This window comes from Mycobacterium sp. NPDC050041, from assembly GCF_049541695.1.
Taxonomy (GTDB): Bacteria; Actinomycetota; Actinomycetes; order Mycobacteriales; family Mycobacteriaceae; genus Mycobacterium.
The window spans coordinates 786,455-806,215 of record NZ_JBMVDG010000001.1 but is presented as its reverse complement, the minus strand read 5'-3'; the positions used below and the strand labels follow the sequence as shown (position 1 = coordinate 806,215).

The 19,761-nt window shown below is 70.9% G+C and carries 18 protein-coding genes; 13 read left to right on the top strand and 5 right to left on the bottom strand.

Features of this window, described 5'->3' with window-relative positions:
* Positions 1 to 36: 36 nt before the first annotated feature.
* The 4 genes from ACPCHZ_RS03935 to ACPCHZ_RS03920 are packed head-to-tail and all read left to right on the top strand — an operon-like array spanning position 37 to position 3,207.
* The gene (locus ACPCHZ_RS03935; protein WP_423483533.1) at positions 37 to 900 is read left to right on the top strand and encodes an ABC transporter permease; all 864 of its coding nucleotides are present in this window, start codon (positions 37 to 39) and stop codon (positions 898 to 900) included.
* On the top strand, positions 897 to 1,934 hold the full coding sequence (locus ACPCHZ_RS03930) for an ABC transporter substrate-binding protein (protein WP_423483532.1): 1,038 nt from the start codon (positions 897 to 899) through the stop codon (positions 1,932 to 1,934). The genes ACPCHZ_RS03935 and ACPCHZ_RS03930 overlap by 4 nt, the downstream gene beginning before the upstream one ends.
* Positions 1,918 to 2,721 carry an ABC transporter ATP-binding protein gene (locus tag ACPCHZ_RS03925; RefSeq protein WP_423483531.1) on the top strand — a complete coding sequence of 268 codons (804 nt, stop codon included), beginning with the start codon at positions 1,918 to 1,920 and terminating at the stop codon, positions 2,719 to 2,721. The genes ACPCHZ_RS03930 and ACPCHZ_RS03925 overlap by 17 nt, the downstream gene beginning before the upstream one ends.
* 42 nt (positions 2,722 to 2,763) lie before the next feature.
* Complete coding sequence (locus ACPCHZ_RS03920) at positions 2,764 to 3,207, top strand: hypothetical protein (RefSeq protein WP_423483530.1); 444 nt, start codon at positions 2,764 to 2,766, stop codon at positions 3,205 to 3,207.
* On the opposite strand, the gene ACPCHZ_RS03915 is transcribed toward ACPCHZ_RS03920, so the two are convergent.
* Together ACPCHZ_RS03915 and ACPCHZ_RS03910 are read right to left on the bottom strand one after the other, a co-directional pair.
* Complete coding sequence (locus ACPCHZ_RS03915; RefSeq protein ID WP_423483529.1) at positions 3,204 to 4,100, bottom strand: SAM-dependent methyltransferase; 897 nt, start codon at positions 4,098 to 4,100, stop codon at positions 3,204 to 3,206. The two genes, ACPCHZ_RS03920 and ACPCHZ_RS03915, sit on opposite strands and share 4 nt — an antisense overlap.
* Positions 4,101 to 4,182: 82 nt before the next feature.
* Positions 4,183 to 4,293, bottom strand: coding sequence for a hypothetical protein (locus ACPCHZ_RS03910; RefSeq protein WP_264014633.1), 111 nt, complete (start codon positions 4,291 to 4,293; stop codon positions 4,183 to 4,185).
* Between the two features lie 144 nt (positions 4,294 to 4,437).
* Between ACPCHZ_RS03910 and ACPCHZ_RS03905 the strand changes: the two genes are divergently transcribed.
* Genes ACPCHZ_RS03905 through ACPCHZ_RS03895 form a run of 3 tightly spaced genes read left to right on the top strand, consistent with a single transcriptional unit; the run spans position 4,438 to position 7,666 of the window.
* A complete protein-coding gene (locus ACPCHZ_RS03905) occupies positions 4,438 to 5,103 on the top strand; it encodes a TetR/AcrR family transcriptional regulator (protein WP_423483528.1) in 666 nt (221 codons plus the stop codon).
* Entirely contained in the window at positions 5,100 to 5,873 is a 774-nt protein-coding gene (locus ACPCHZ_RS03900; protein WP_423483527.1) for an SDR family oxidoreductase, read from the top strand. The genes ACPCHZ_RS03905 and ACPCHZ_RS03900 overlap by 4 nt, the downstream gene beginning before the upstream one ends.
* The gene (locus ACPCHZ_RS03895; RefSeq protein ID WP_423483526.1) at positions 5,870 to 7,666 is read left to right on the top strand and encodes an acyl-CoA dehydrogenase; all 1,797 of its coding nucleotides are present in this window, start codon (positions 5,870 to 5,872) and stop codon (positions 7,664 to 7,666) included. The genes ACPCHZ_RS03900 and ACPCHZ_RS03895 overlap by 4 nt, the downstream gene beginning before the upstream one ends.
* A 10-nt stretch (positions 7,667 to 7,676) precedes the next feature.
* Here ACPCHZ_RS03895 and ACPCHZ_RS03890 read toward each other — a convergent pair whose 3' ends face one another.
* Entirely contained in the window at positions 7,677 to 8,825 is a 1,149-nt protein-coding gene (locus ACPCHZ_RS03890; protein WP_423483525.1) for an FAD-dependent monooxygenase, read from the bottom strand.
* A gap of 11 nt (positions 8,826 to 8,836) precedes the next feature.
* The gene (locus ACPCHZ_RS03885) at positions 8,837 to 9,880 is read right to left on the bottom strand and encodes a cupin domain-containing protein (protein WP_423483524.1); all 1,044 of its coding nucleotides are present in this window, start codon (positions 9,878 to 9,880) and stop codon (positions 8,837 to 8,839) included.
* Between the two features lie 297 nt (positions 9,881 to 10,177).
* On the opposite strand from ACPCHZ_RS03885, the gene ACPCHZ_RS03880 reads away from it, so the two are divergent.
* On the top strand, positions 10,178 to 11,152 hold the full coding sequence (locus ACPCHZ_RS03880) for an alpha/beta hydrolase (RefSeq protein ID WP_423483523.1): 975 nt from the start codon (positions 10,178 to 10,180) through the stop codon (positions 11,150 to 11,152).
* A complete protein-coding gene (locus ACPCHZ_RS03875) occupies positions 11,149 to 13,929 on the top strand; it encodes a LuxR C-terminal-related transcriptional regulator (protein ID WP_423483522.1) in 2,781 nt (926 codons plus the stop codon). The genes ACPCHZ_RS03880 and ACPCHZ_RS03875 overlap by 4 nt, the downstream gene beginning before the upstream one ends.
* A gap of 2 nt (positions 13,930 to 13,931) precedes the next feature.
* Here ACPCHZ_RS03875 and ACPCHZ_RS03870 read toward each other — a convergent pair whose 3' ends face one another.
* On the bottom strand, positions 13,932 to 14,882 hold the full coding sequence (locus tag ACPCHZ_RS03870; protein WP_423483521.1) for an alpha/beta hydrolase: 951 nt from the start codon (positions 14,880 to 14,882) through the stop codon (positions 13,932 to 13,934).
* Between the two features lie 139 nt (positions 14,883 to 15,021).
* On the opposite strand from ACPCHZ_RS03870, the gene ACPCHZ_RS03865 reads away from it, so the two are divergent.
* From ACPCHZ_RS03865 to ACPCHZ_RS03850, 4 genes are read left to right on the top strand one after another with little or no spacing between them, the layout of a single operon-like run.
* Entirely contained in the window at positions 15,022 to 17,211 is a 2,190-nt protein-coding gene (locus tag ACPCHZ_RS03865; RefSeq protein ID WP_423483520.1) for a xanthine dehydrogenase family protein molybdopterin-binding subunit, read from the top strand.
* Positions 17,211 to 17,747, top strand: a complete 537-nt coding sequence (locus ACPCHZ_RS03860) for a (2Fe-2S)-binding protein (protein ID WP_423483519.1) — start codon at positions 17,211 to 17,213, stop codon at positions 17,745 to 17,747. Before ACPCHZ_RS03865 ends, ACPCHZ_RS03860 begins: the two co-directional genes overlap by 1 nt.
* Positions 17,744 to 18,736, top strand: coding sequence for an FAD binding domain-containing protein (locus tag ACPCHZ_RS03855; protein WP_423483518.1), 993 nt, complete (start codon positions 17,744 to 17,746; stop codon positions 18,734 to 18,736). Before ACPCHZ_RS03860 ends, ACPCHZ_RS03855 begins: the two co-directional genes overlap by 4 nt.
* Positions 18,733 to 19,749, top strand: a complete 1,017-nt coding sequence (locus ACPCHZ_RS03850; protein ID WP_423483517.1) for an amidohydrolase family protein — start codon at positions 18,733 to 18,735, stop codon at positions 19,747 to 19,749. Before ACPCHZ_RS03855 ends, ACPCHZ_RS03850 begins: the two co-directional genes overlap by 4 nt.
* The last annotated feature ends 12 nt before the right edge of the window (positions 19,750 to 19,761 follow it).

Below are 19,761 nucleotides of genomic sequence, written 5' to 3'. Positions count from 1 at the left end.
ATTCGCCTGAGCTGAGCCAACCGCCACAGTGTCCGGGTGTCAGTGTTCACCGATATCGTGCCCGACGCGCCGCAGGCCGACGCGCCGGTGGCCGCCGCGCCCGCCGGCCGGTGGCGCGGCCGCCTGACGCGGGCGGCGTTGCCGCTGCTCTCGGTGGCCGTGTTCTTCGGTGTCTGGCAACTCGTCGCCGTCAGCGGCATCTGGAACCAGACCTTCGTGCCTTACCCGAGCACCGTGTGGCGGGCCCTGCTCGACGTGTCGACCACCCACGACGGCGTCCGCGGCTACGCCGGCTACCTGCTGTGGGAACACCTCTACATGACGCTGCGGCGGGTGCTCGTCGGCGTCGTGGTCGGCGTCGCGCTCGGCGTCGCGCTCGGCGTGGTGATGGGGTCGATCTCCTGGGTGCGCAGCGTGCTCGAGCCGTGGCTGACCTTCCTGCGCGCGCTGCCGCCGCTGGCCTACTTCTTCCTGCTGGTGATCTGGCTGGGGATCGACGAGGCGCCCAAGATCACCCTGCTGGCGCTGGCCGCGCTGCCGCCCGCAGCGGTCGCTACCACGGCGGCGGTGATGGCCGCCCCGGTCGGCCTGATCGAGGCCGCGCGGGCACTGGGCGCGTCCCGCCGCGACGTCATCCGTGACGTCGTGATCCCGTCGGCACTGCCCGAGACGTTCACCGGCGTGCGCCTCGCCGTCGGGATGGCGTACTCGTCGGTGGTGGCGGCCGAACTGTTCAACGGGCTGCCCGGCGTCGGCGGCCTGGTCAAGGACGCGAGCAACTACAACAACACCCCGGTCGTGCTGGTCGGCATCTTCGCCATCGGCATCTCGGGTCTGGTCATCGACGGTCTGTTGCGCGCCATCGAACGGCGCGCGGTCCCCTGGAGAGGAAAAATATGAGGCGCAGGGCATTCGGAGCCGCCGTCGCGGCGCTGGCGGTCACCGCACTGGGGCTGTCCGGGTGCTCGGTGGACCGCTCGGGCGGGGACGCCGAGAAGCCGACGATCCGCATCGCGTACCAGAGCTTCCCGAGCGGCGATCTGATCGTGAAGAACAACCGCTGGCTCGAGGACGCGCTGCCCGAGTACAACGTCAAGTGGACGAAGTTCGACTCGGGCGCCGACGTCAACACCGCGTTCGTGGCCAAGGAGGTCGACTTCGGGGCGCTGGGGTCCAGCCCCGTCGCGCGCGGCCTGTCGGCGCCGCTGAACATCCCGTACCGGGTGGCGTTCATCCTCGACGTCGCGGGCGAGAACGAGGCGCTGGTGGCCCGCAACGGCAGCGGCGTCAACACCGTCGCCGATCTGAAGGGCAAGCGGGTCGGCACGCCGTTCGCGTCGACGGCGCACTACAGCCTGCTGGCCGCACTCGACCAGAACGGCCTCTCGCCGGCCGACGTCCAGCTCGTCGACCTGCAGCCGCAGGCCATCCTCGCCGCGTTCGACCGGGGTGACATCGACGCCGGCTACTCCTGGCTGCCGACGCTGGACCAGCTGCGCCGCAATGGTAAGGACCTCATCACCAGCAAGCAGCTCGCCGACAGCGGCAAGCCGACCCTCGACCTGGCGGTGGTGGCCGACGAGTTCGCCGCCGCCCACCCCGAGGTGGTCGACACCTGGCGGCAGCAGCAGGCCCGCGCCCTCGACCTGATCAAGGACGATCCCGCGGCCGCGGCCAAGGCGATCGCCGCCGAGAGCGGCCTGACGCCGGGTGATGTGGAAGGCCAGCTGAAGCAGGTCGGCTTCCTGACACCCGCCGAGATCGCCTCGCCGGAGTGGCTCGGCACCGAAGGCAGCCCCGGCAATCTCGCCGCCAACCTGCAGAGCGCCTCGCAGTTCCTGTTCGAGCAGAAGCAGATCGAGGCCGCCGCGCCGCTGCAGACCTTCCAGGACGCGCTGTACACCACGGGTCTGCCCGGTGCCCTCACCCAGTGACGGCGCGGTCCGTACCGCGCTGGACGACGGCATCCGCCTGCGGGGCGTCTCGCATCGCTACGGGCGCGCGGGCGCCGAGGTCACGGCCGTCGGACCGGTCGACCTGACCGTCGACCCCGGCTCGTTCCTGGTCCTGGTCGGCGCATCGGGGTGCGGCAAGAGCACCCTGCTGCGGCTGCTCGCCGGCTTCGAATCGCCCAGTGAGGGTTCGGTGCAGGTGGCCGGAACCGTGCCAACCCCGGGTGTGACGGCGGGTGTGGTGTTCCAGCAGCCGCGGCTGTTCCCGTGGCGCACGGTCGGCGGGAACGTGGACCTGGCGTTGAAGTACGCGAAGGTGCCGCGGGACCGACGGGCCGAGCGGCGCGACCAGCTGCTGGAGCGCGTCGGGCTCGAGGGCACCGCGGACCGCAAGATCTGGGAGATCAGCGGCGGTCAGCAGCAGCGCGTCGCGATCGCCAGGGCGCTGGCCGCCGAGACGCCGCTGTTCCTGCTCGACGAGCCGTTCGCGGCGCTCGACGCGTTGACCAGGGAACGGCTTCAGGAGGACGTCCGGCAGGTCAGCGCGGAGTCCGGCCGCACCACGGTGTTCGTCACGCACAGTGCCGACGAAGCCGCGTTCCTCGGGTCACGCATCGTGGTGCTGACGCGGCGCCCCGGTCAGATCGCTCTCGACCTGCCGGTGGACCTGCCCCGCGTCGGCGTCGACGCCGACGAGCTGCGCCGGTCCCCGGAGTACACCGACCTGCGCGCCGAGGTGGGGCGGGCGGTCAAGGCCGCCGCGGCCTGATCGGTGCCATCGTGGTCGTCCCGCACGGGCGACAATCGAGAGATGACGCGGCGCAGATGGTGGTTCGCGGGCGGGGTGGTCGTCGTGGTCGCTGCCGTCGGGATCGGGCTCGGGGTGGTTCTCTCGGGCGGGGGTTCGCCGGACTGCGACGCCGCCCGGGCGGTGGTCGACGAGGCCGGGCGGTTCCACGACGCCGTCGCGAAGGACGTCAACGGCGGGACGCAAACCCCGTCGACCGAGTACGGCGACCTGGTTGCGCGGATCACCGCTGCGGCGAACACGATTCGCGACGATGGCCTGGCCCGGCGGGCACATGACGTTGCCGGTCTGGCCGACCGGACGGCCGCGCTGGTGTCTCGTGAGCGGACGGCCGACTTCGCCGCGGAGTTCAGCCGCAACGGCGCGGAGTTCACCGCGAACCTGATGGCGCTGTCGCAGGCCTGTCCCGACCCGGGCGACCGGATCAGGATCGGCGAGCCGGGCTAGTCCAGTTCGGCGCGCAGGTAGGTGACGTCGGAGAACATCGCGAACTCGTCGCTGTCCGGATAGTCCAGGCCGTTGGCGGTGTAGAGCTGTGCGGCGGTGCGCAGGGTGCTGCACCAGTCCAGCCCGCGCAGGTAGTCGGGCACCTGGCTGCGGTCGTCCTGGTAGACGAGGTCGCGGACGTTCACCGCCGACTGCTCGAACATCTCGCGCAGCGACTCGTGGCCGAACACCGACATGTCGGGTACGTACTCGCAGGCCAACTGGCTGCGCGGCGCGCTGAGGGCGGTGAGGTCGTCGAAGAGCCGGTCCTGGGCGGCCGAGGGCAGATAGACCAGCAGGCCCTCGGCGCTCCACGCCGTCGGCGCCGCCGGGTCGAACCCCGCGGCGCGCAACGCCGCCGGCCAGTCGTCACGCAGGTCGACCGGCACGCTCCGGTGCTTGGCGGCGGGTGCGGCGTCGAGTGCCCGCAGCGTCGTCGACTTGAACTCCAGCACGCCGGGCAGGTCGACCTCGTAGACCACGGTGTCCGACGGCCACGACAGTCGATAGGCGCGGGTGTCGAGTCCGGACGCGAGGATCACCACCTGACGGATGCCGCCGCGGACCGCGTTGAGGAAGAAGTCGTCGTAGAACCGCGTCCGCACCGCCATGTGCTCGCCGGAGCGTTCGGCGTCGTAGCGGGGCTGGGCGTCGGGGACCTTGCCGTCGAGCAGGTGGACGAAGAACTCCAGGCCGACGGCGCGCACCAGCGGTTCGGCATACGGGTCGTCGATCAGTGCCCCGGCGCTGCGGGTGGCGAGTGCCCTCGAGGTGGCGACCATGGTCGCCGTCGCCCCCACGCTCGAGGCGAGATCCCAGCTGTCGTTGTCGTCGCGTGCGGTGTGTCGGCTCATTACTTAGAGAAGCTAACACAAAGCACTGTGACCGCAGCTCAGAGCGCTGCGGGCAGGCAGGCGTGCGGGCCGCGGTGAGTGTCTAGACCGGCGGGTAGGACGGCGGTGGGTAAACCCCGCGCAGACCCCAGGGGAACCACTGGAAGAAGTACTCGATCTCGTCGCTCGCGTCGTAGTCCGGATTCGGATCCATCGGTACCTCCCAGTTGACGCGGCGTTGAGGAAAGTCTAGCCCCGCCGGACCCGTCACCGGCAGGGGTTCGGACCCGCATTGCCTAGACTGATCGACCTACCGGTTAGTTGACGCCCCAGCGGGCACGTTCGATAGCGAGTCACCATGTCCGATACGTCCCCAGCAACCTCGCCGAACGGGCTGTCCCGGCGCCAGGAACTGCTGGCAGTGGCCACCAAGCTGTTCGCGGCGCGGGGGTACCACGGCACCCGGATGGACGACGTCGCCGACGCGGTCGGCCTGAACAAGGCGACGGTGTACCACTACTACGCCAGCAAGTCGCTGATCCTCTACGACATCTACAAGGGCGCGGCGGACTTCACCGTCGACGCACTGCACGACGACCCGTCGGCGTCGGCGCGCGAGACCATCTACCACTTCACCCGCCGCCTGCTGGTCGGCATCGCCGGCGACCTGGAGCGCGCGGCGGTGTACTTCCAGGAGGGGCCCTACATCACCGAGTGGTTCACCGAGGAGCAGGTGGCCTACATCCGGGAGAAGGAGACGCAGGTCTACGAACACGTCCGCGACGTCATCGACCGCGGGATCGCCAGCGGCGAGTTCTACGACTGCGACTCCCACGTGCTGGCGCTCGGCTACATCGGCATGACGCTCGGCGCCTACCGCTGGCTCCGGCCGCAGGGCCGCCGCACCGCGCAGGAGATCGCCGAGGAGTTCAGCACCGCACTGCTGCGCGGCCTGATCCGCGACGAGACCATCCGCGCCGAATCGCCGCTCGGCCTGGACGTCACCACCGGTCGCGGAGCATGACCGACATGTTCCGCCTCGACGGCAAGGTCGCCGTCGTCACCGGCGGCGGCCGCGGTATCGGGGTGATGATGGCGCGGGGCCTGCTGCAGGCCGGCGCGAAGGTGTACCTGTCCAGCCGCAAGGAGGCCGAACTCGCCTCGGCCACCGCGGAACTCTCCTCGCTCGGCCCGGTCGAGGCGGTACCCGCCGACCTGGGCACCGCCGAAGGGGTGCAGACGCTGACCGCGGCGCTGACCGACCGCGAGGACGCGGTGCACGCCCTGTTCAACAACGCGGGCTCGAACTGGGGCGCCCCGTTCGACGAGTTCCCCGAGTCGGCGTTCGACCGGGTCTTCGACGTCAACGTCAAGGGCGTGTTCCTGCTGACCCGCGCGCTGGTGCCGCTACTCACCGCGGGCTCGACGGACGACGATCCGGCCCGGGTGGTCAACACCGGCAGCGTCGACGGCTACTTCACCCCGGAGAAGGGCCGCGACAACTTCTCCTACGCGGCCAGCAAGGCCGCCGTGCACATGCTGACCAAGCACCTGGCCACCGAGTTGGCGCCGCGGATCCTGGTCAACGCGATCGCACCCGGGCTGTTCGAGTCGAGGATGACCAAGGTGCTGCTGGCCCCCGGCGCCGACGCCGTCGGCCGGGCCCTGCCGCTGGGCCGCATCGGGGCGCCGGAGGACATGGCGGGCATCGCGGTGTTCCTGGCCAGCCGGGCCAGCGCGTACATCACCGGGACCGTGATCCCCGTCGACGGCGGGGTGAGCACCATACGATGAAGTCCGCCCTGCTGTCGCGGCGCGACCTCGACTTCCTGCTCTACGAGTGGCTGCGGGTCGAGGAGCTGACCAAGCGCGACCGGTTCGCCGAACACTCGAGGGAGACCTTCGACGGCGTCCTCGACCTGTGCGAGCAGCTGGCCGAACGCTACTTCGCCCCGCACAACAAGAAGAGCGACGCCAACGAGCCGACGTTCGACGGGCAGCGGGTCACTCTCATTCCCGAGGTCAAGCAGGCGTGGGACGCGTTCGCCGCGGCGGACCTGCTAGCGATGGGCATGGACGCCGAGGTCGGCGGCGCACAGCTGCCCGCGACCGTCGCGCAGGCCGCGTTCGCGTGGATCTCCGCGGCCAACCTGGCCACCTCCGGCTACCTGATGCTCACGGTCGCCAACGCGAATCTGCTCGCCGAGTTCGGCACCGCCCAACAGATCGAGACGTACGTCAAACCGATGCTGGCGGGCCGCTTCTCGGGCACCATGGCGCTGTCGGAGACCCAGGCCGGATCGTCGCTGGCCGACATCATGATGCGGGCGGAGCCGCAGGCCGACGGGAGCTACCGGCTGTTCGGCTCGAAGATGTGGATCTCGGGCGCCGAGCACGAGATGACCGACAACATCGTCAACCTGGTGCTGGCCAAGATCCCCGGCGGACCGCCCGGCACCAAGGGCATCTCGCTGTTCATCGTGCCGAAGTTCCTCGTCGGCGACGACGGCGCGATCGGCGAGCGCAACGACGTCGCGCTGGCGGGCCTCAACCACAAGATGGGCCAGCGCGGCATCACCAACACCGTGCTGAACTTCGGCGACGGCACCCACCGCCCCGGCGGCGCCGACGGTGCGGTCGGCTACCTGGTCGGTGAGCCGCACCGCGGGATCACCTACATGTTCCGGATGATGAACGAGGCGCGCCTGGGTGTCGGCATGGGCGCGGTCGCGCTCGGCTACACCGGATACCTCAAGTCGGTGCGGTACGCCAGGGAGCGTCCGCAGGGCCGTCCGGTGACCGCCAAGGATCCGTCGACGCCGCAGGTGCCGATCATCGAGCACGCCGACGTCAAGCGAATGCTGTTGGCGCAGAAGGCCTATGTCGAGGGCGCCCTGGCGCTGGCGCTGTACTGCGCCCGGCTGGTCGACGTGTCGCACAGCACGGAGTCCGACGGCGAGCGCGACACCGCCGCCCTGCTCCTCGACATTCTCACGCCGGTCGCCAAGAGCTGGCCGTCGCAGTGGTGCCTGGAGGCCAACAGCCTGGCGATCCAGGTGCACGGCGGCTACGGCTACACCCGCGAGTACGACGTCGAACAGCACTACCGGGACAACCGGCTCAACCCCATCCACGAGGGCACGCACGGCATCCAGAGCCTGGACCTGTTGGGCCGCAAGGTGACCCAGCGCGGCGGTGCCAGTCTGGTTGCGCTCGGCGAGGCCATCGCCGGGACGGTCGCGGCCGCCGACAGCATCCGCGGCGAGGCCGCCGAACTCACCGCCGCACTGAACGGGATGTGGCAGCGCCTGGTCGAGGTCACCACCGGCATGTTCGCCTCCGGTGACGTCGAGGCGGCGATGGCCAACAGCGTGGTCTACCTCGAGGCGTTCGGGCATCTGGTGATCGCCTGGATGTGGCTGGAGCAGTTCGTCGCCGCACACAGCGAGTGCGGCGAGTTCTACGACGGCAAGCGGCAAGCCGCGCGGTACTTCTTCCGCTACGAACTGCCGCGCATCGCACCGCAACTCGACCTGCTCGAGAGCCTGGACCGCACCACGCTGGAGATGTCGCCGGACTGGTTCTGACGCGCGCCGGTCACAGCAACGGCGCGACGCCGGCGCCCAGCGATGAACTCGCCGCCAGTCGCACCCCGGCGGCGGCCACCGCTTGCAGGTGGGCGAGCCTGCCCGCTTCCCACCTCTGCAGGGCGGGCAACGGCAGGGGCTGACTCGCGTTCCAGCCGACGAGCGCGCTGGCGAGGCCTGCGGCGTCGCCGAACGCCTTCGACGTTCCAGAAGCGGTGTGCGGCCGAACGGTTCCCACCGCATCGCCGACCAGCACGACATGGTCGGCGACCATGCGGGACGGCCTGAGGTCGAACACCGGTTGCAGGAACACCGCCGACAGCCGCACCAGCGCGGCGAACGGTTCGGGAAGCGCGCCGTCGGAGAGCGTCAGCACTGCCCGCTCGGACTCCGAGCTGAGTTCGCCAGGTGGCAGGAACTGGTCGAACCGCCGCCCGGAACGCCCCGTGAGCAGGCCCGGCAACCGCGACTCGGCGGTGTTGACGTACCAGACCCAGTTCACCCGTCGCACGCCCGGCGCGGTCTCGCCGTGGGCGCCCGGGACGAGGTAGCACAGCATCTGCAGCCCGGGAACGGCGAACGAGGTGAACCGTTCGGCCAGCAGGCAGCGGAGCTCGTCGGGCAGCGCTGATTCCTCTTCGAGCCCGCGCAGCGCGATGTACCCGGCGTAGCGCAGGTCGTCACGGTCGGTGAGCAATCGTCGTGTGGCTGAACCGATCCCGTCGGCGCCCACCACCAGGTCACCGCTTGCCTCGTAGCCGTCTTCGAAGGTGGCCATCACCTTCCCGTCGTCGAGGCGCAGCGCCTCCAGCGTGCTGTCGAGGCGGACGCACACGGACTCCAGCGGCTCGCGCAGCGCGTCGTGCAGTGTGTCCCAGGCGGACATCCACTGCGGCGCCCGGTACCGCGTGGCATCGCCGCGGCGGTGGAGTTGTTGGCGCTCCTCCAGTTCCACGCTCACCGAGGGCACCGTGCGGCCCAGCCGTTGCAGCAGCGATTCGACCTCGGGTTGCATCACGATGCCGGCGCCCCGGGGCTGGGTGCGGTCGACGGACCGCTCGTACACGGCGACGTCGGCTCCCACAGACGCCAGTTCGTGCGCCGCAGCGAGTCCACCGAGGGAACCCCCGACGACGAGTGCTCGGAACGCGTTGGGCATGTCGACGGGGGTCAGTCGAGGGCGTTGGTGCGGGTGACGATCAGCGGATCGGCCGGAGTGAAGGGGAACCGGGGGAGGTCGTCGATATGGGTGTCGAACGCCGCGGCGAGCACCTCGCGCGAGTACGCACTCGCCGAGGCGCGGTAGCCGATGTCAGCGGGGAAGGGCTGGTCGAAGAAGATCAGGAAGTGCCAGTCGTCGTGGCCGATGTTCTCGATGTGGTGGGGGTACGCGCGCGGGATGAAGTACATGTCGCCGGTCGTGAGGTTCCAGGTGTCCAGCGCTCCATCGGGATTCATGATGGTCATCCGGGCCTCGCCGTGGTGCACGTATCCCATCTCCGCGGTGACGGGGTGCCAGTGCGGTTCGCGCATGCCGTCCTCGGTCACGCGCAGCGAGTACATCGAGATGTCCTTGAGTGCGGGCCAGAACTGGTCGCGGGCGAACCGGGCGTTGCCGCTGGCGTAGTTCAGACCCGGCGCCTGGGCTTCGATGTCGAACTTGTGCGGGTCGTTGAAGCGCGCCGCGGCGGGGATCACGACGTCGCCGACGCGGGCGGCGAGCTTGCGATCGGTGGTGCTGCGCCGCAGCGTGGCGAAGTCGGCGGCCGGAAGGTCGTAGGTGTTGCCGAGCACCGCGTCGCTGAAAGCGCCGAGCGTGGCGCCGAACCCGAAGTCCTCGGGCCGTTCGTGGCGGAAGGCGATGATGAACTCCGCGACGTCGTCGCCGACGTTCTCGATGTGGTGCAGGGAGCCGGACTCGGCGTGGAACATCTGCCCGGCAGTGACGAGGAACGTCGAGAACCTGCTCCCGCTGTCGAGGATGGAGACCAGGGCGGTGCCGGAGACGCAGTAGGTGAGTTCGTTGGCGTTGGCGTGCCAGTGCGGGGTCCGCATCGCGCCGGGGTTGAGCAGCACCCGCTTGATCGACAGCCCCGCGAGGATCGGCAGGTTGTCGGACGTCACCCGCCGCATCGAGCCGAGGTCGGACTCCTCCACGATCTCACCGTCGAGAAGGGAGGTGGTGTGGCTGCTTCGGGCGATCGACGTCGTCACGGTGGGCTCCTCTGCGATGGGTGGCCGGGTCGGCCGGCTGCCGGCTGGTGCTGCCGTCGACTCTCGCGCAGTCGGCCGCCGGTTGTCATGGACGCCTGCACCCATTCGTGGTGCCGATCGGCGCACCACCCGATTCCGGCTAGCCGGTATCGAGTGTCGGTGCCCGCGTCGCCCTCGTCATCAGTCGGGTGACTGAGGGTTCGGCCCTGATCCGCCGCCCTGCCGCCGCCGGGATTCGCGCCTATCATTCGGCGACGACGGGCCGCGTCGGCGGTCACCCGAGAGACAGGACGCGCGGTGAGCACATCTCGGCCGGCGGCAGGCGGCGGCTCGGCCGTCGTCCTGGACCCGGCGATCACCCGACTGCTCGACGCGATGGCGACGCCCCCGACGCTGCGCCAGCTCGGGCCGGACGACGGCCGCACCGCGCTGCGGGAGGCGCAGCAGGCGACCTCGGAGCACGACGGCGTCGACGCCCGGTTCCACACCGCCGAGGTCGGGCCCGCCGGTCTGACCGGGCTCTGGGTGGTGCGGCCCCGGGACGCCTCGGGTGCCCTACCCGCGGTGTTCTATCTGCACGGCGGCCGGTGGATGTTCGGCGACGCGGACACCCACGCCCACCTCATCGGCGAGCTCGCCGTGCGGGCCGGCGTGGCGGTGGTGGTGCCGGAGTACAGCAGGACCCCCGAGGCCCGCTTCCCGGTGGCGCTCGAGGAGTGCTACGCCACCCTGCTGTGGATGCACGGCAACGCCGAACCCCTCGGGCTGGACGCGAAAGCGGTTGCCGTAGCGGGTGATTGCGCCGGGGCGACTCTGGCCATCGCCGTCGCGATGCTCGCCAAGACGCGAGGCGGGCCGCGGCTGCGGGCACAGCTGCTGTACTACCCGCCGACCGACGCCGCCTGCGCGTCGGCCTCGCACCGCGACTTCGGTGTGGGCTATCTGCTGTCGAGCGACGAGCAGGCCTGGTACTGGGATCACTACTGCGGCGCCGACTGCACGATTCCGACCGCGTCGCCGTCGCGGGCCGCCCGCGAAGACCTCGCGGGCCTGCCGCCGACCATGCTCGTCACCGCCGAGGCGGACGTCGTGCGTGACGAGGGCGCGCTGTTCGCGAGGAAGCTGCGCGCCGCCGGGGTCGAGGTGACCGCCCTGCGATACCTGGGCACGGTGCACGACTTCGTCGTGCTCAGTCCGCTGGCCGGCATCCCGCCCACGACGGCCGCCATCGCGCAGGGCGCCTGGTTCCTCGCCGAGGCGCTGCACCCGTGACCACCACCGAGAACTTCCCGCTGATCGGCCGGGACGACCTGATCGCCCTCACCGACGCCGTGGTGAGCGGGACGGGCACCGCGCCGCCGGCGATCCTGCTGATCGGGGAGACCGGGTCGGGCAAGACGGCCGTCCTTCGGCACACCGTGCGCGGCGCCGGCGACGACCTGCGGGTGCTGACCGCGGCGGGTGGCGCCGCCGAGTCATCCGCGCATGGCCCACTGGCGCGACTGCTCTGGCCCGTGCTGCCGTTCGCGAGCGCTCTCCCGCCCGCTCTACGGGACGGCCTCGCCGGGCTCGTCGACGAATCGGCCGTTGCTTCGCCACGGCCGGCCCTGATGCGGGACTCCGTTGCGGCACTGCTGGAGGCGGCCGCCGTCGAGCGTCCGGTCCTGCTGGCGGTCGACGACGTCGACCGGTTCGACGACGACCTGCGCGACCTCCTCGTCGGCGTGAGCGCGCACCTCATGACGACCCGGGTGCGCGCGGTTCTGACCTCACGGCGCCTCGATGTGCTGCGCGGCGCCGACCGCACGATCCGCACCGTCGAGCTCACTCCGCTGTCGCCGCAGCACTCCGCGAAACTCGTCGACGCCCAGCCCGACCAACCCGACCCCAGCGTGCGCGGGGAGATCATCCGCTGGTCGCGGGGAAATCCGCTGGCGCTGATCGAGTACACCCGTGCCTACGCGCGCAACCGCACGACGACGTTCCACGGCGCGACGATGTGTGATCCCGCAGGCGCCCATCCGCTGTTCGCCGACCAGATCGCCGCCCTGCCCGAGGTGACCCGCAGGCTGCTCGCGCACGCAGCGGCCGGGACCGGTCAGGAGACCGTCGACATGATCACCGCCGCAGCGGGTTTCGCGCAGGACTTCTCCGGGTGGGAGCCGGCCCGCGCGGCGCGGCTGGTCGAGTTCGCCGACGACCGCACGGTGGTGTTCACCGGCGCCCTACTGCGGGCTGCGGCCTATGCGGCGTGCGACTTCGGTGAGCAGAGGACAGCGCACCTCGCGCTGGCGGCGATGCCCGGTCTCGACGCGGGTACGCGGGCCTGGCATCTCGGTTCGGCGGCGGCGGGACCCGACGAGACGATCGCCGCGGCGCTGGAGGACACGTCGGCACAGTCGAGCGGCCGGGTGCCGGAAGTGCAGCGCGCCCGGGCGCTTCAGCGTGCGGCCGAGCTGAGTCCGGACCGCGCCGACGCCGCCCGCCGGTACGCGCTGGCTGCCGGCGCCGCGAACTACGCCGGTGACGTCGCGTGGGCGTTGTCGCTCGCCGACGTGCCACTGCGCGAGTCCGACGACCCCGACGTCTCGGGATATGCGGCACTGATCCGGGCGTCCATCCTGCTCCAGAGCGGACGCCCGGGCGACGCGTTCACCGCCGTCGGCGACGTGCTGGACGCAGACTGGCCCGGGGACACCCACCTCGTGCTCGCGTTGCTCTACTCGGCCGCGGGGTGCTCGTACTACACCGGGGTGTTGAAGCACCGGCGAGATCTTCGGCGCTGGCTGGACCGGATGCCGGACATCCCGGTGAGCCCGAGCAGATTTCCACTGCCGTTCCCAGCGGAGGCGACGGCGTTGCAGCGCGCGTACGCGGCGATGTACGCCGATACCGCCGCTTCGGACTCGCGGCCCGCGCCGCCCGACGGCCGCTGGTTCGAACCGCAGTCACCCGCGGTCGAACCGTACCGCAGGCTCGTCGCGGGGGTGATGGCGTTCGTCGGTGAGGACACCGCGGTGTCCGCGCGCGAACTGAGCGTTGCGATAGAACGGCTTTCGGCAGGCGGTGGGCTGCGCGGGTTCACGTTCGCGTTGGCGCCGCTGTCGTGGACGCTGCTCGACACCGGGCAGTGGACCACGCTGGAAGAGGTGCTCGACGAGGCGGCGGTGCTGTCCGCCATGTCACCCGACGCGGCGCTGGTGCGGCGGGAGACGCTCGCCTGCCGGGCACGCCTGCTTGCGACGCGGGGCGAAGTGGACGCCGCGGCGCGAGCGGTGCGCGAGGCACGCGACCTGTCCATGCCGGGCGGCCAGCCACCCGGGGCCACCGAGGTCAACCTCGAATGCGCCGCCGGGTGGATCGCGCTGGCCGGCGGCGACTTCGACGAGGCGTACCGCCGGTTCCGGGCGATGTTCACCGCCGAGGGGGAGCCCGGGCACTTCGTGGTGTCCTATCGGGCGATCGCCGACGTGGCGTGGGCGGCTGCGCGCAGCGGGCGCATCGGCGAGGTGCAGCCGCTCATCGCGGCGGTCAGCCGCAAGCTCGGCTCGAAACCTCCGGTGCGACTGCGTCTGCTGCGACACCAGGCGCTCGCCCTGACCGCCGAGACCCAGTCGGCCGAACGACACCACAAGCTCGCGGTTTTCGACCCGGCCGGCGAGCAGTGGCCGTTGGAGCGCGCGCGTGCCCGGCTGCACTACGGCGAGTGGCTGCGGCGGGCACGGCGTCCCGCCGAGGCGAGGCCGTTGCTGGCGGCGGCGCTCGACGTCTTCGAGCGGTTCGGCGCCGAACCGCTCGCCGCGATCGCCCGCTCGGAGTTGCGAGCCGCGGGGGTCACGGCCGCCACCCCGGGTCCTGTCGACGACGCACTGCTCGCACTCACCGCGCAGGAACGCCAGATCGTGGCGCTCGCGGCATCCGGCCGGACAAACCGGGAGATCGCCGAGCGACTGAAGCTCTCACCGAGAACCGTTGCCTCCCATCTGTATCACGTCTACCCGAAGCTCGGTGTGAGCCGCCGCCACCAACTGCGGGCGTTCACGTCCTGACCTCACCGCGGCGCGCGTGCCCCCGTGCCGAGCGATTGCTCCAGTGCCGAAACGGCCTGCGCCAGCGCGGCCCGGGATGCGCTGGTGTCACGCAGGGCGTCGAGTGCGGCGAAACCGTGGACCGTGCCCTCGTACCGCACCGCCGTCGTCGCCGCGCCCGCCTCGCGCAGGCGTGCGGCGAACGCCTCACCCTGGTCGCGCACCACGTCGGCCTCGGCCGTGATGACCAGGGAGGCAGGGAATCTCGCCAGTTCCGATCGATCGGCACGCAGCGGTGCGACGGTCGGATCGCCGTCCTGTCCGCCGGGCAGGTACTGCTCGCGCCTCGAGCGCAGGTCCTCGCGGCGCAGGAAGTACCCCTCGGCGAACAGCGCGCACGATCCCGCGTCGCACGCGGTGTCGGTGATGGGCGTGAACGCGATCAGCTGTGAGACGCGGAAGTCCCTGCGGCGCAGTGAGAGCAGTACCACACCGATCGCCGCGTTCCCACCAGACGAGTCACCGACGACGGCGATCCGCGACGGATCGAGCCGCCACCGCGGACCGTCGGAGGTGACCCAGCGGGCCGTCGCAAGGGCCTGCTCGACGGCGGCCGGGTGGCACGCAGGCGGGACGACGCAGTACTCCGGAACGACGACCGCCGCACCCGACCCGAGCGCCAGTCCCGCGATGAGCCGCTCGTGAGAGTAGAGACCCTCCGCCGTCCAGCCACCCCCGTGCAGGTAGACCACCGCCGGCAGTGGCGCCGTGCTGCCCGCGGGCCGGACGATGCACGTACGGATCGATCCGAACTCCCCTGCGTCGACGGTGGCCACCTGCTCGTCGACGCCGAGACCCGCGAAGCGGCCCGCCAGGCTGAGATCGCGGCCGGCCGTGATGACCCGGCCCTCGACGGACTCCAGGAACCGCGCCACGGTGCGGTCGAGGCTCAGGCGGTGCGGGTTCGCCGGCACGTCCGTCCTCCCCCCGGGTCGCGGACATCGCCACCAGTGTGGGCGGTGCGCCTGCCGCGCCCATCAGTCATCCGACTGATGACGTCGGCGGGATAGGCGCGCACGCTGGAGGCGCACCCCGCGAAAGGACCCTGGAGACATGACGGCGACCGTGGATCGGACGGACCGGTCGGTCAACCGCGTCGAAGGCGCTGAGAAGGTCACCGGCGCCGCGCACTACACCGCCGACGTCGCACTGCCGGGCGAGGTGCACGCCGTGCTCGTCCAGTCGGAGATCCCGCACGGCCGTGTCACCGAGGAGTCGATGCGCGCGAGCGCTGATCGCGCGTCGGCGGCCCCGGGGGTGCTGCACGTCCTGACACCGCTGAACTGCCCGGCCCTTGGCACGGTGCCCGAGGATCTGACCTGGGACCTGCCGCTGGAGCGGCGCCCACCGCTGTCGGACATGACCGTGCAGCACGTCGGGCAGCACATGGCACTGGTGGTGGCCGACACCCTGGAGAACGCCACCGCCGCGGCAGCGCTGTTCGAGCTCGAGTACGAGCGGCTGCCGGCGCAGCTGAACGCCCCCGAGGTCACCCCCGCTCAGGACGGGCAGGACGGGCCCATCCGACAGGGCAGCTACCGGCCCGACCACTTCGTCAAGCTCTCCGAGGAGAAGCTGCAGGACCGCCGCGGCGAGCCGCCGGCCGACGGCGCCCACCGGGTGGCGTCCCGCTTCACGACGCCGCTCAACGCCCACTACCCGATCGAGCTGTCCGCCACCGTCGCATCCTGGTCCGGAGATCAGCTCACGGTGCACGACAGCACCCGCTGGATCGCCGGCGAACGGACGGCGCTGGCCGCCTACCTCGGCATCCCCGAGGAGCGTGTGCGGGTGCTCTCCCCGCTGGTGGGCGGTGCGTTCGGGTCCAAGAGCTTCCTGTGGATGCACGTGGCGCTGTGCGCGGTCGCCGCCCGCGAGGTGGGGCGGCCGGTCAAGCTGGTCCTGACGCGCGACCAGATGTTCTCCTCCACCGGGCACCGGCCCCGCACCGTCCAGGACCTCGTCCTCGTCGCCGACGCCGACGGCCACCTCCTCGGCACCGAGCACCACACACTGACCGAGACCTCCACGGTCGCGCACTTCTGCGAGCCCGCCGGACTGTCGACGCGATTCCTCTACTCCTCGCCGCACCTCGAGGTGTCTCACCGCACCGCCCGGGTGCACGCGCCCACCCCCTGCTTCATGCGCGGACCGGGTGAAGCGCCGGGCCTGTTCGCCCTCGAGTCGGCGATCGACGAACTCGCCCACCAGCTGGGGATCGATCCGCTGGAGTTGCGGATCCGCAACCACGCGGCCGACGACCAGGCGAGCGGCAAGCCGTGGTCGGGCAAGCACCTGCTCGACTGCTACCACACCGGCGCCCGACGCTTCGGCTGGGAGGCACGGCCCCTCACACCGCGGACGCTGGAGCGCAACGGCATTCAGGTCGGCTGGGGGATGGCGACGGCGACGTATCCGGGCCGTCGGATGCCTGCGGGCTGCCGGGTGGTCACCGCCGTGGACGGGACCGTCCGGTTCGCCTCGGCCACCCACGAAGTCGGCAACGGCGTGCGCACCGTCATGACACAGGTGGCTGCCGATGTCACCGGGCTTCCGCTGTCCCGGATCGCCTTCGACTCCGGCGACTCCGATTTCCCCACCGCCCCCTACAGCGGCGCCTCGCAGACCACCGCGACGGTCGGGTCGGCCGTCCATGCGGCGGCCACCGAGTGGAAGCGGCGGCTGCGCGAAATCGCCGGCGCCCATGCCGACCCCGCGGGCGTCGACCTGAGCGGACTGGCCGATCAGCTCAGCTTCACCGCGGACAGCGACGCCGGCGACCAGAGCGGAAGCGCCTTTCAGTCGTTCGGCGCCCACTTCTGCGAGGTGGAGGTCGACGAGCAGATCGGTCGCGCGACCGTCACCCGGTGGGTTGCGGTGATGGACTGCGGCCGCGTCCTCAATCCGAAGCTCGCGCGCAACCAGGTGATGGGCGGCATCACGTTCGGCCTGGGCATGGCGCTGCTCGAACAGGTGCCCTACGACGCCGACACCGCGCAGATGATCGGCGAGTACTACCTGCCCACACACGCCGACCGGCCCGAGTTCGACATCTCGTTCGTCGAGAGCGCCGACTTCGGGCTCGACCCGATCGGGGTGCGTGGAATCGGCGAGATCGGCACCTGCGGCGTGCCGGCCGCGATCGCCAATGCCGTCTTCCACGCCACCGGGAAGCGGCTGCGGGACCTACCGATCACCCTGGAGGACCTGATGACGCCCTATTCACCCGTGCAGGAGGCGTGATGAGCACCGACCACGCGGTGGAACTCCGCATCAACGGCGAGACCCACCGCGTCGCCGCCGACATCCGCACCACGCTGCTCGACCTGCTGCGCGAGCGCCTGCACATGACCGGCACCAAGAAGGGCTGCGACCACGGGCTGTGCGGCGCGTGCACCGTGGCCGTCGACGGTGAGCGGGTGCTGAGCTGCCTGACCCTCGCCGCGTCGATCGACGGATCGGACGTCCTCACCATCGAGGGCATCGCCGAAGGGGGAGAACTGCATCCGCTCCAGCGGTCCTTCATGGACTGTGACGGATTCCAGTGCGGCTTCTGCACACCCGGGCAGATCTCGTCGGCCCACGCGATGCTCGCCGAGCACGCCCGCGGCGATCTGAGCACGGCGTCCTTCGAGGGCAGCCGCGACGACGTCGTCACCGGGCGGGTGCGACTGACCGCAGGGGAGATCCGGGAACGCATGGCGGGCAACATCTGCCGGTGCGGCGCCTACGCCAACATCGTCGCCGCCATCGAGGCCGTCGCGAAGGGGACCGCGTGAAGACCTTCGAGTTCCGGCACGCCGCCAGCGTCGAGGACGCCGTCGCCGCCGGTGCGGCGCCCGGCGCGAAGTACCTCGCCGGCGGCACCAATCTGCTCGACCTGATGAAGGGCGGGGTCGAGGAACCGAACTCGCTGATCGATCTCCGGCGGCTCGGCCTGACCACGATCACCGCCACCCCCGACGGCGGCGTGTTCGTCGATGCCGGCGTCACCAACAGCGCGGTCGCCAACCATCCGCTGATCCGCACCCGCTACCCCGTGCTGTCCCACGCCATCCTCAGCGGCGCCACCACGCAGCTGCGCAACATGGCGACCGCCGGTGGAAACCTCTTGCAGCGCACGCGATGTCCGTACTTCATGCAGACGACCTTTGCGTCGTGCAACAAACGCGATCCCGGCAGCGGATGCGCGGCACGCCACGGCTTCCACCGCGAGCACGCCATCTTCGGCGCGAGCGACGACTGTGTGGCCATCCACCCGTCGGACATGGCCGTCGCACTGGCCATCCTCGATGCAGTCGTGCATGTCCGGACGCCGCAGGGCGGGCGCACGATTGCGATCAACGAATTCTTCACCCTGCCGGGCAGCACGCCGGAGGTCGACAACGTGCTGCGGCCGGGTGAACTCGTCGTCGGGATCGAGCTGCCGCCGTCGAACTTCGCCGATCACTCCTGGTACCTCAAGGTGCGCGACCGGCACAGCTACGCCTTCGCGCTGGTGTCGGTTGCGGCGGGACTGCACCTCGTCGACGGTGTGATCGCCTCTGCCGCAATCGCTCTGGGTGCGGTGGCCGCCACGCCGTGGCGGCTGCACCAGGCAGGGCAGAGCCTCGTCGGGCGTCCTCCCGACGAGGAGGCGTTTCACGCCGCCGCAGCGATGGCGATGGAGGGTGCGCAGCCACTGACGCAGAACGCGTTCAAGGTCGACCTCGGCCGGCACGCTGTGGTCCGGGCACTGACCCTCGCCGCCGGGGTGCGCGCCTCATGACGTTGCGGATACCTGTCTCACCCGTCGGCGACGTCCACACCGACCTTCGTGTGATCACCCTCGAGGAGCACTTCACCACGCCCGAGTTCCTCGCTGCCACCGCGGCGTTCATGCCGGACGTCGCGCGGTCCGACGTGCTGGAGAGCCGGCTGCTCGACCTGGACGACGGCCGGTTGAGTGCGATGGACGCCGGGGGAGTCGACCTGCAGGTCATGTCGCTGGCCGCGGGCGGGCAGGAGTCATTGGCGCCGGCCGATGCCACGGCGCTGGTCCGCGACGCCAACGACGCGGCGTTCGCCGCGACACGGCGGCACCCCGGACGGCTGGGCATGTTCGCCAGCCTCGCACTGAAGGACGCCGACGCCGCGGCGACCGAGCTGGAGCGCGGCGTGCGCGAACTCGGCTGCGTCGGCGGTTTCGTGAACGGCACCGAGGGTGGCGCCTTCCTCGACGATCCGCGCTTCAGCCCGATCCTCGAAGCCGCGCAGCACCTCGACGTGCCGCTGTACCTGCACCCGACACCGCCGCCACCCGCCGTGCAGCAGGCCTACTTCAGCGGACTCCCCGAACGCAGCGCGTACTTCCTGTCCACGGCGGCCTGGGGATGGCATGCGGAGCTGGGCATGCACTGCCTGCGGCTGATCCTGGCCGGCGTCTTCGACCGCTTCCCCGGGCTCCGGTTCATCGTGGGCCACATGGGTGAGAATCTGCCGTTCTCGGTGATCCGTGCGCAGGACGGGTTGTCCCCGGCGGTCACCGGTCTGCAGCGGTCGGTGGCGGAGTACTTCCTCGATCACTTCGTCGTGACGACGAGCGGCTACTTCACCGCGCCGCCGCTGCAATGTGCGCTCGACGTCCTGGGCGTCGACCGGGTGCTGTACTCGGTGGACTACCCGTATCGCGCGAACACCGCGGGCGCAGAACTGCTCCGGACCGCACCGGTCGCGGCGGCCGATCTACGCAAGATCGCCTCGGGCAATGCCGAGCGGGTGCTCGGACTGGCCGCCGGCTGAGCCGGGTCTCCC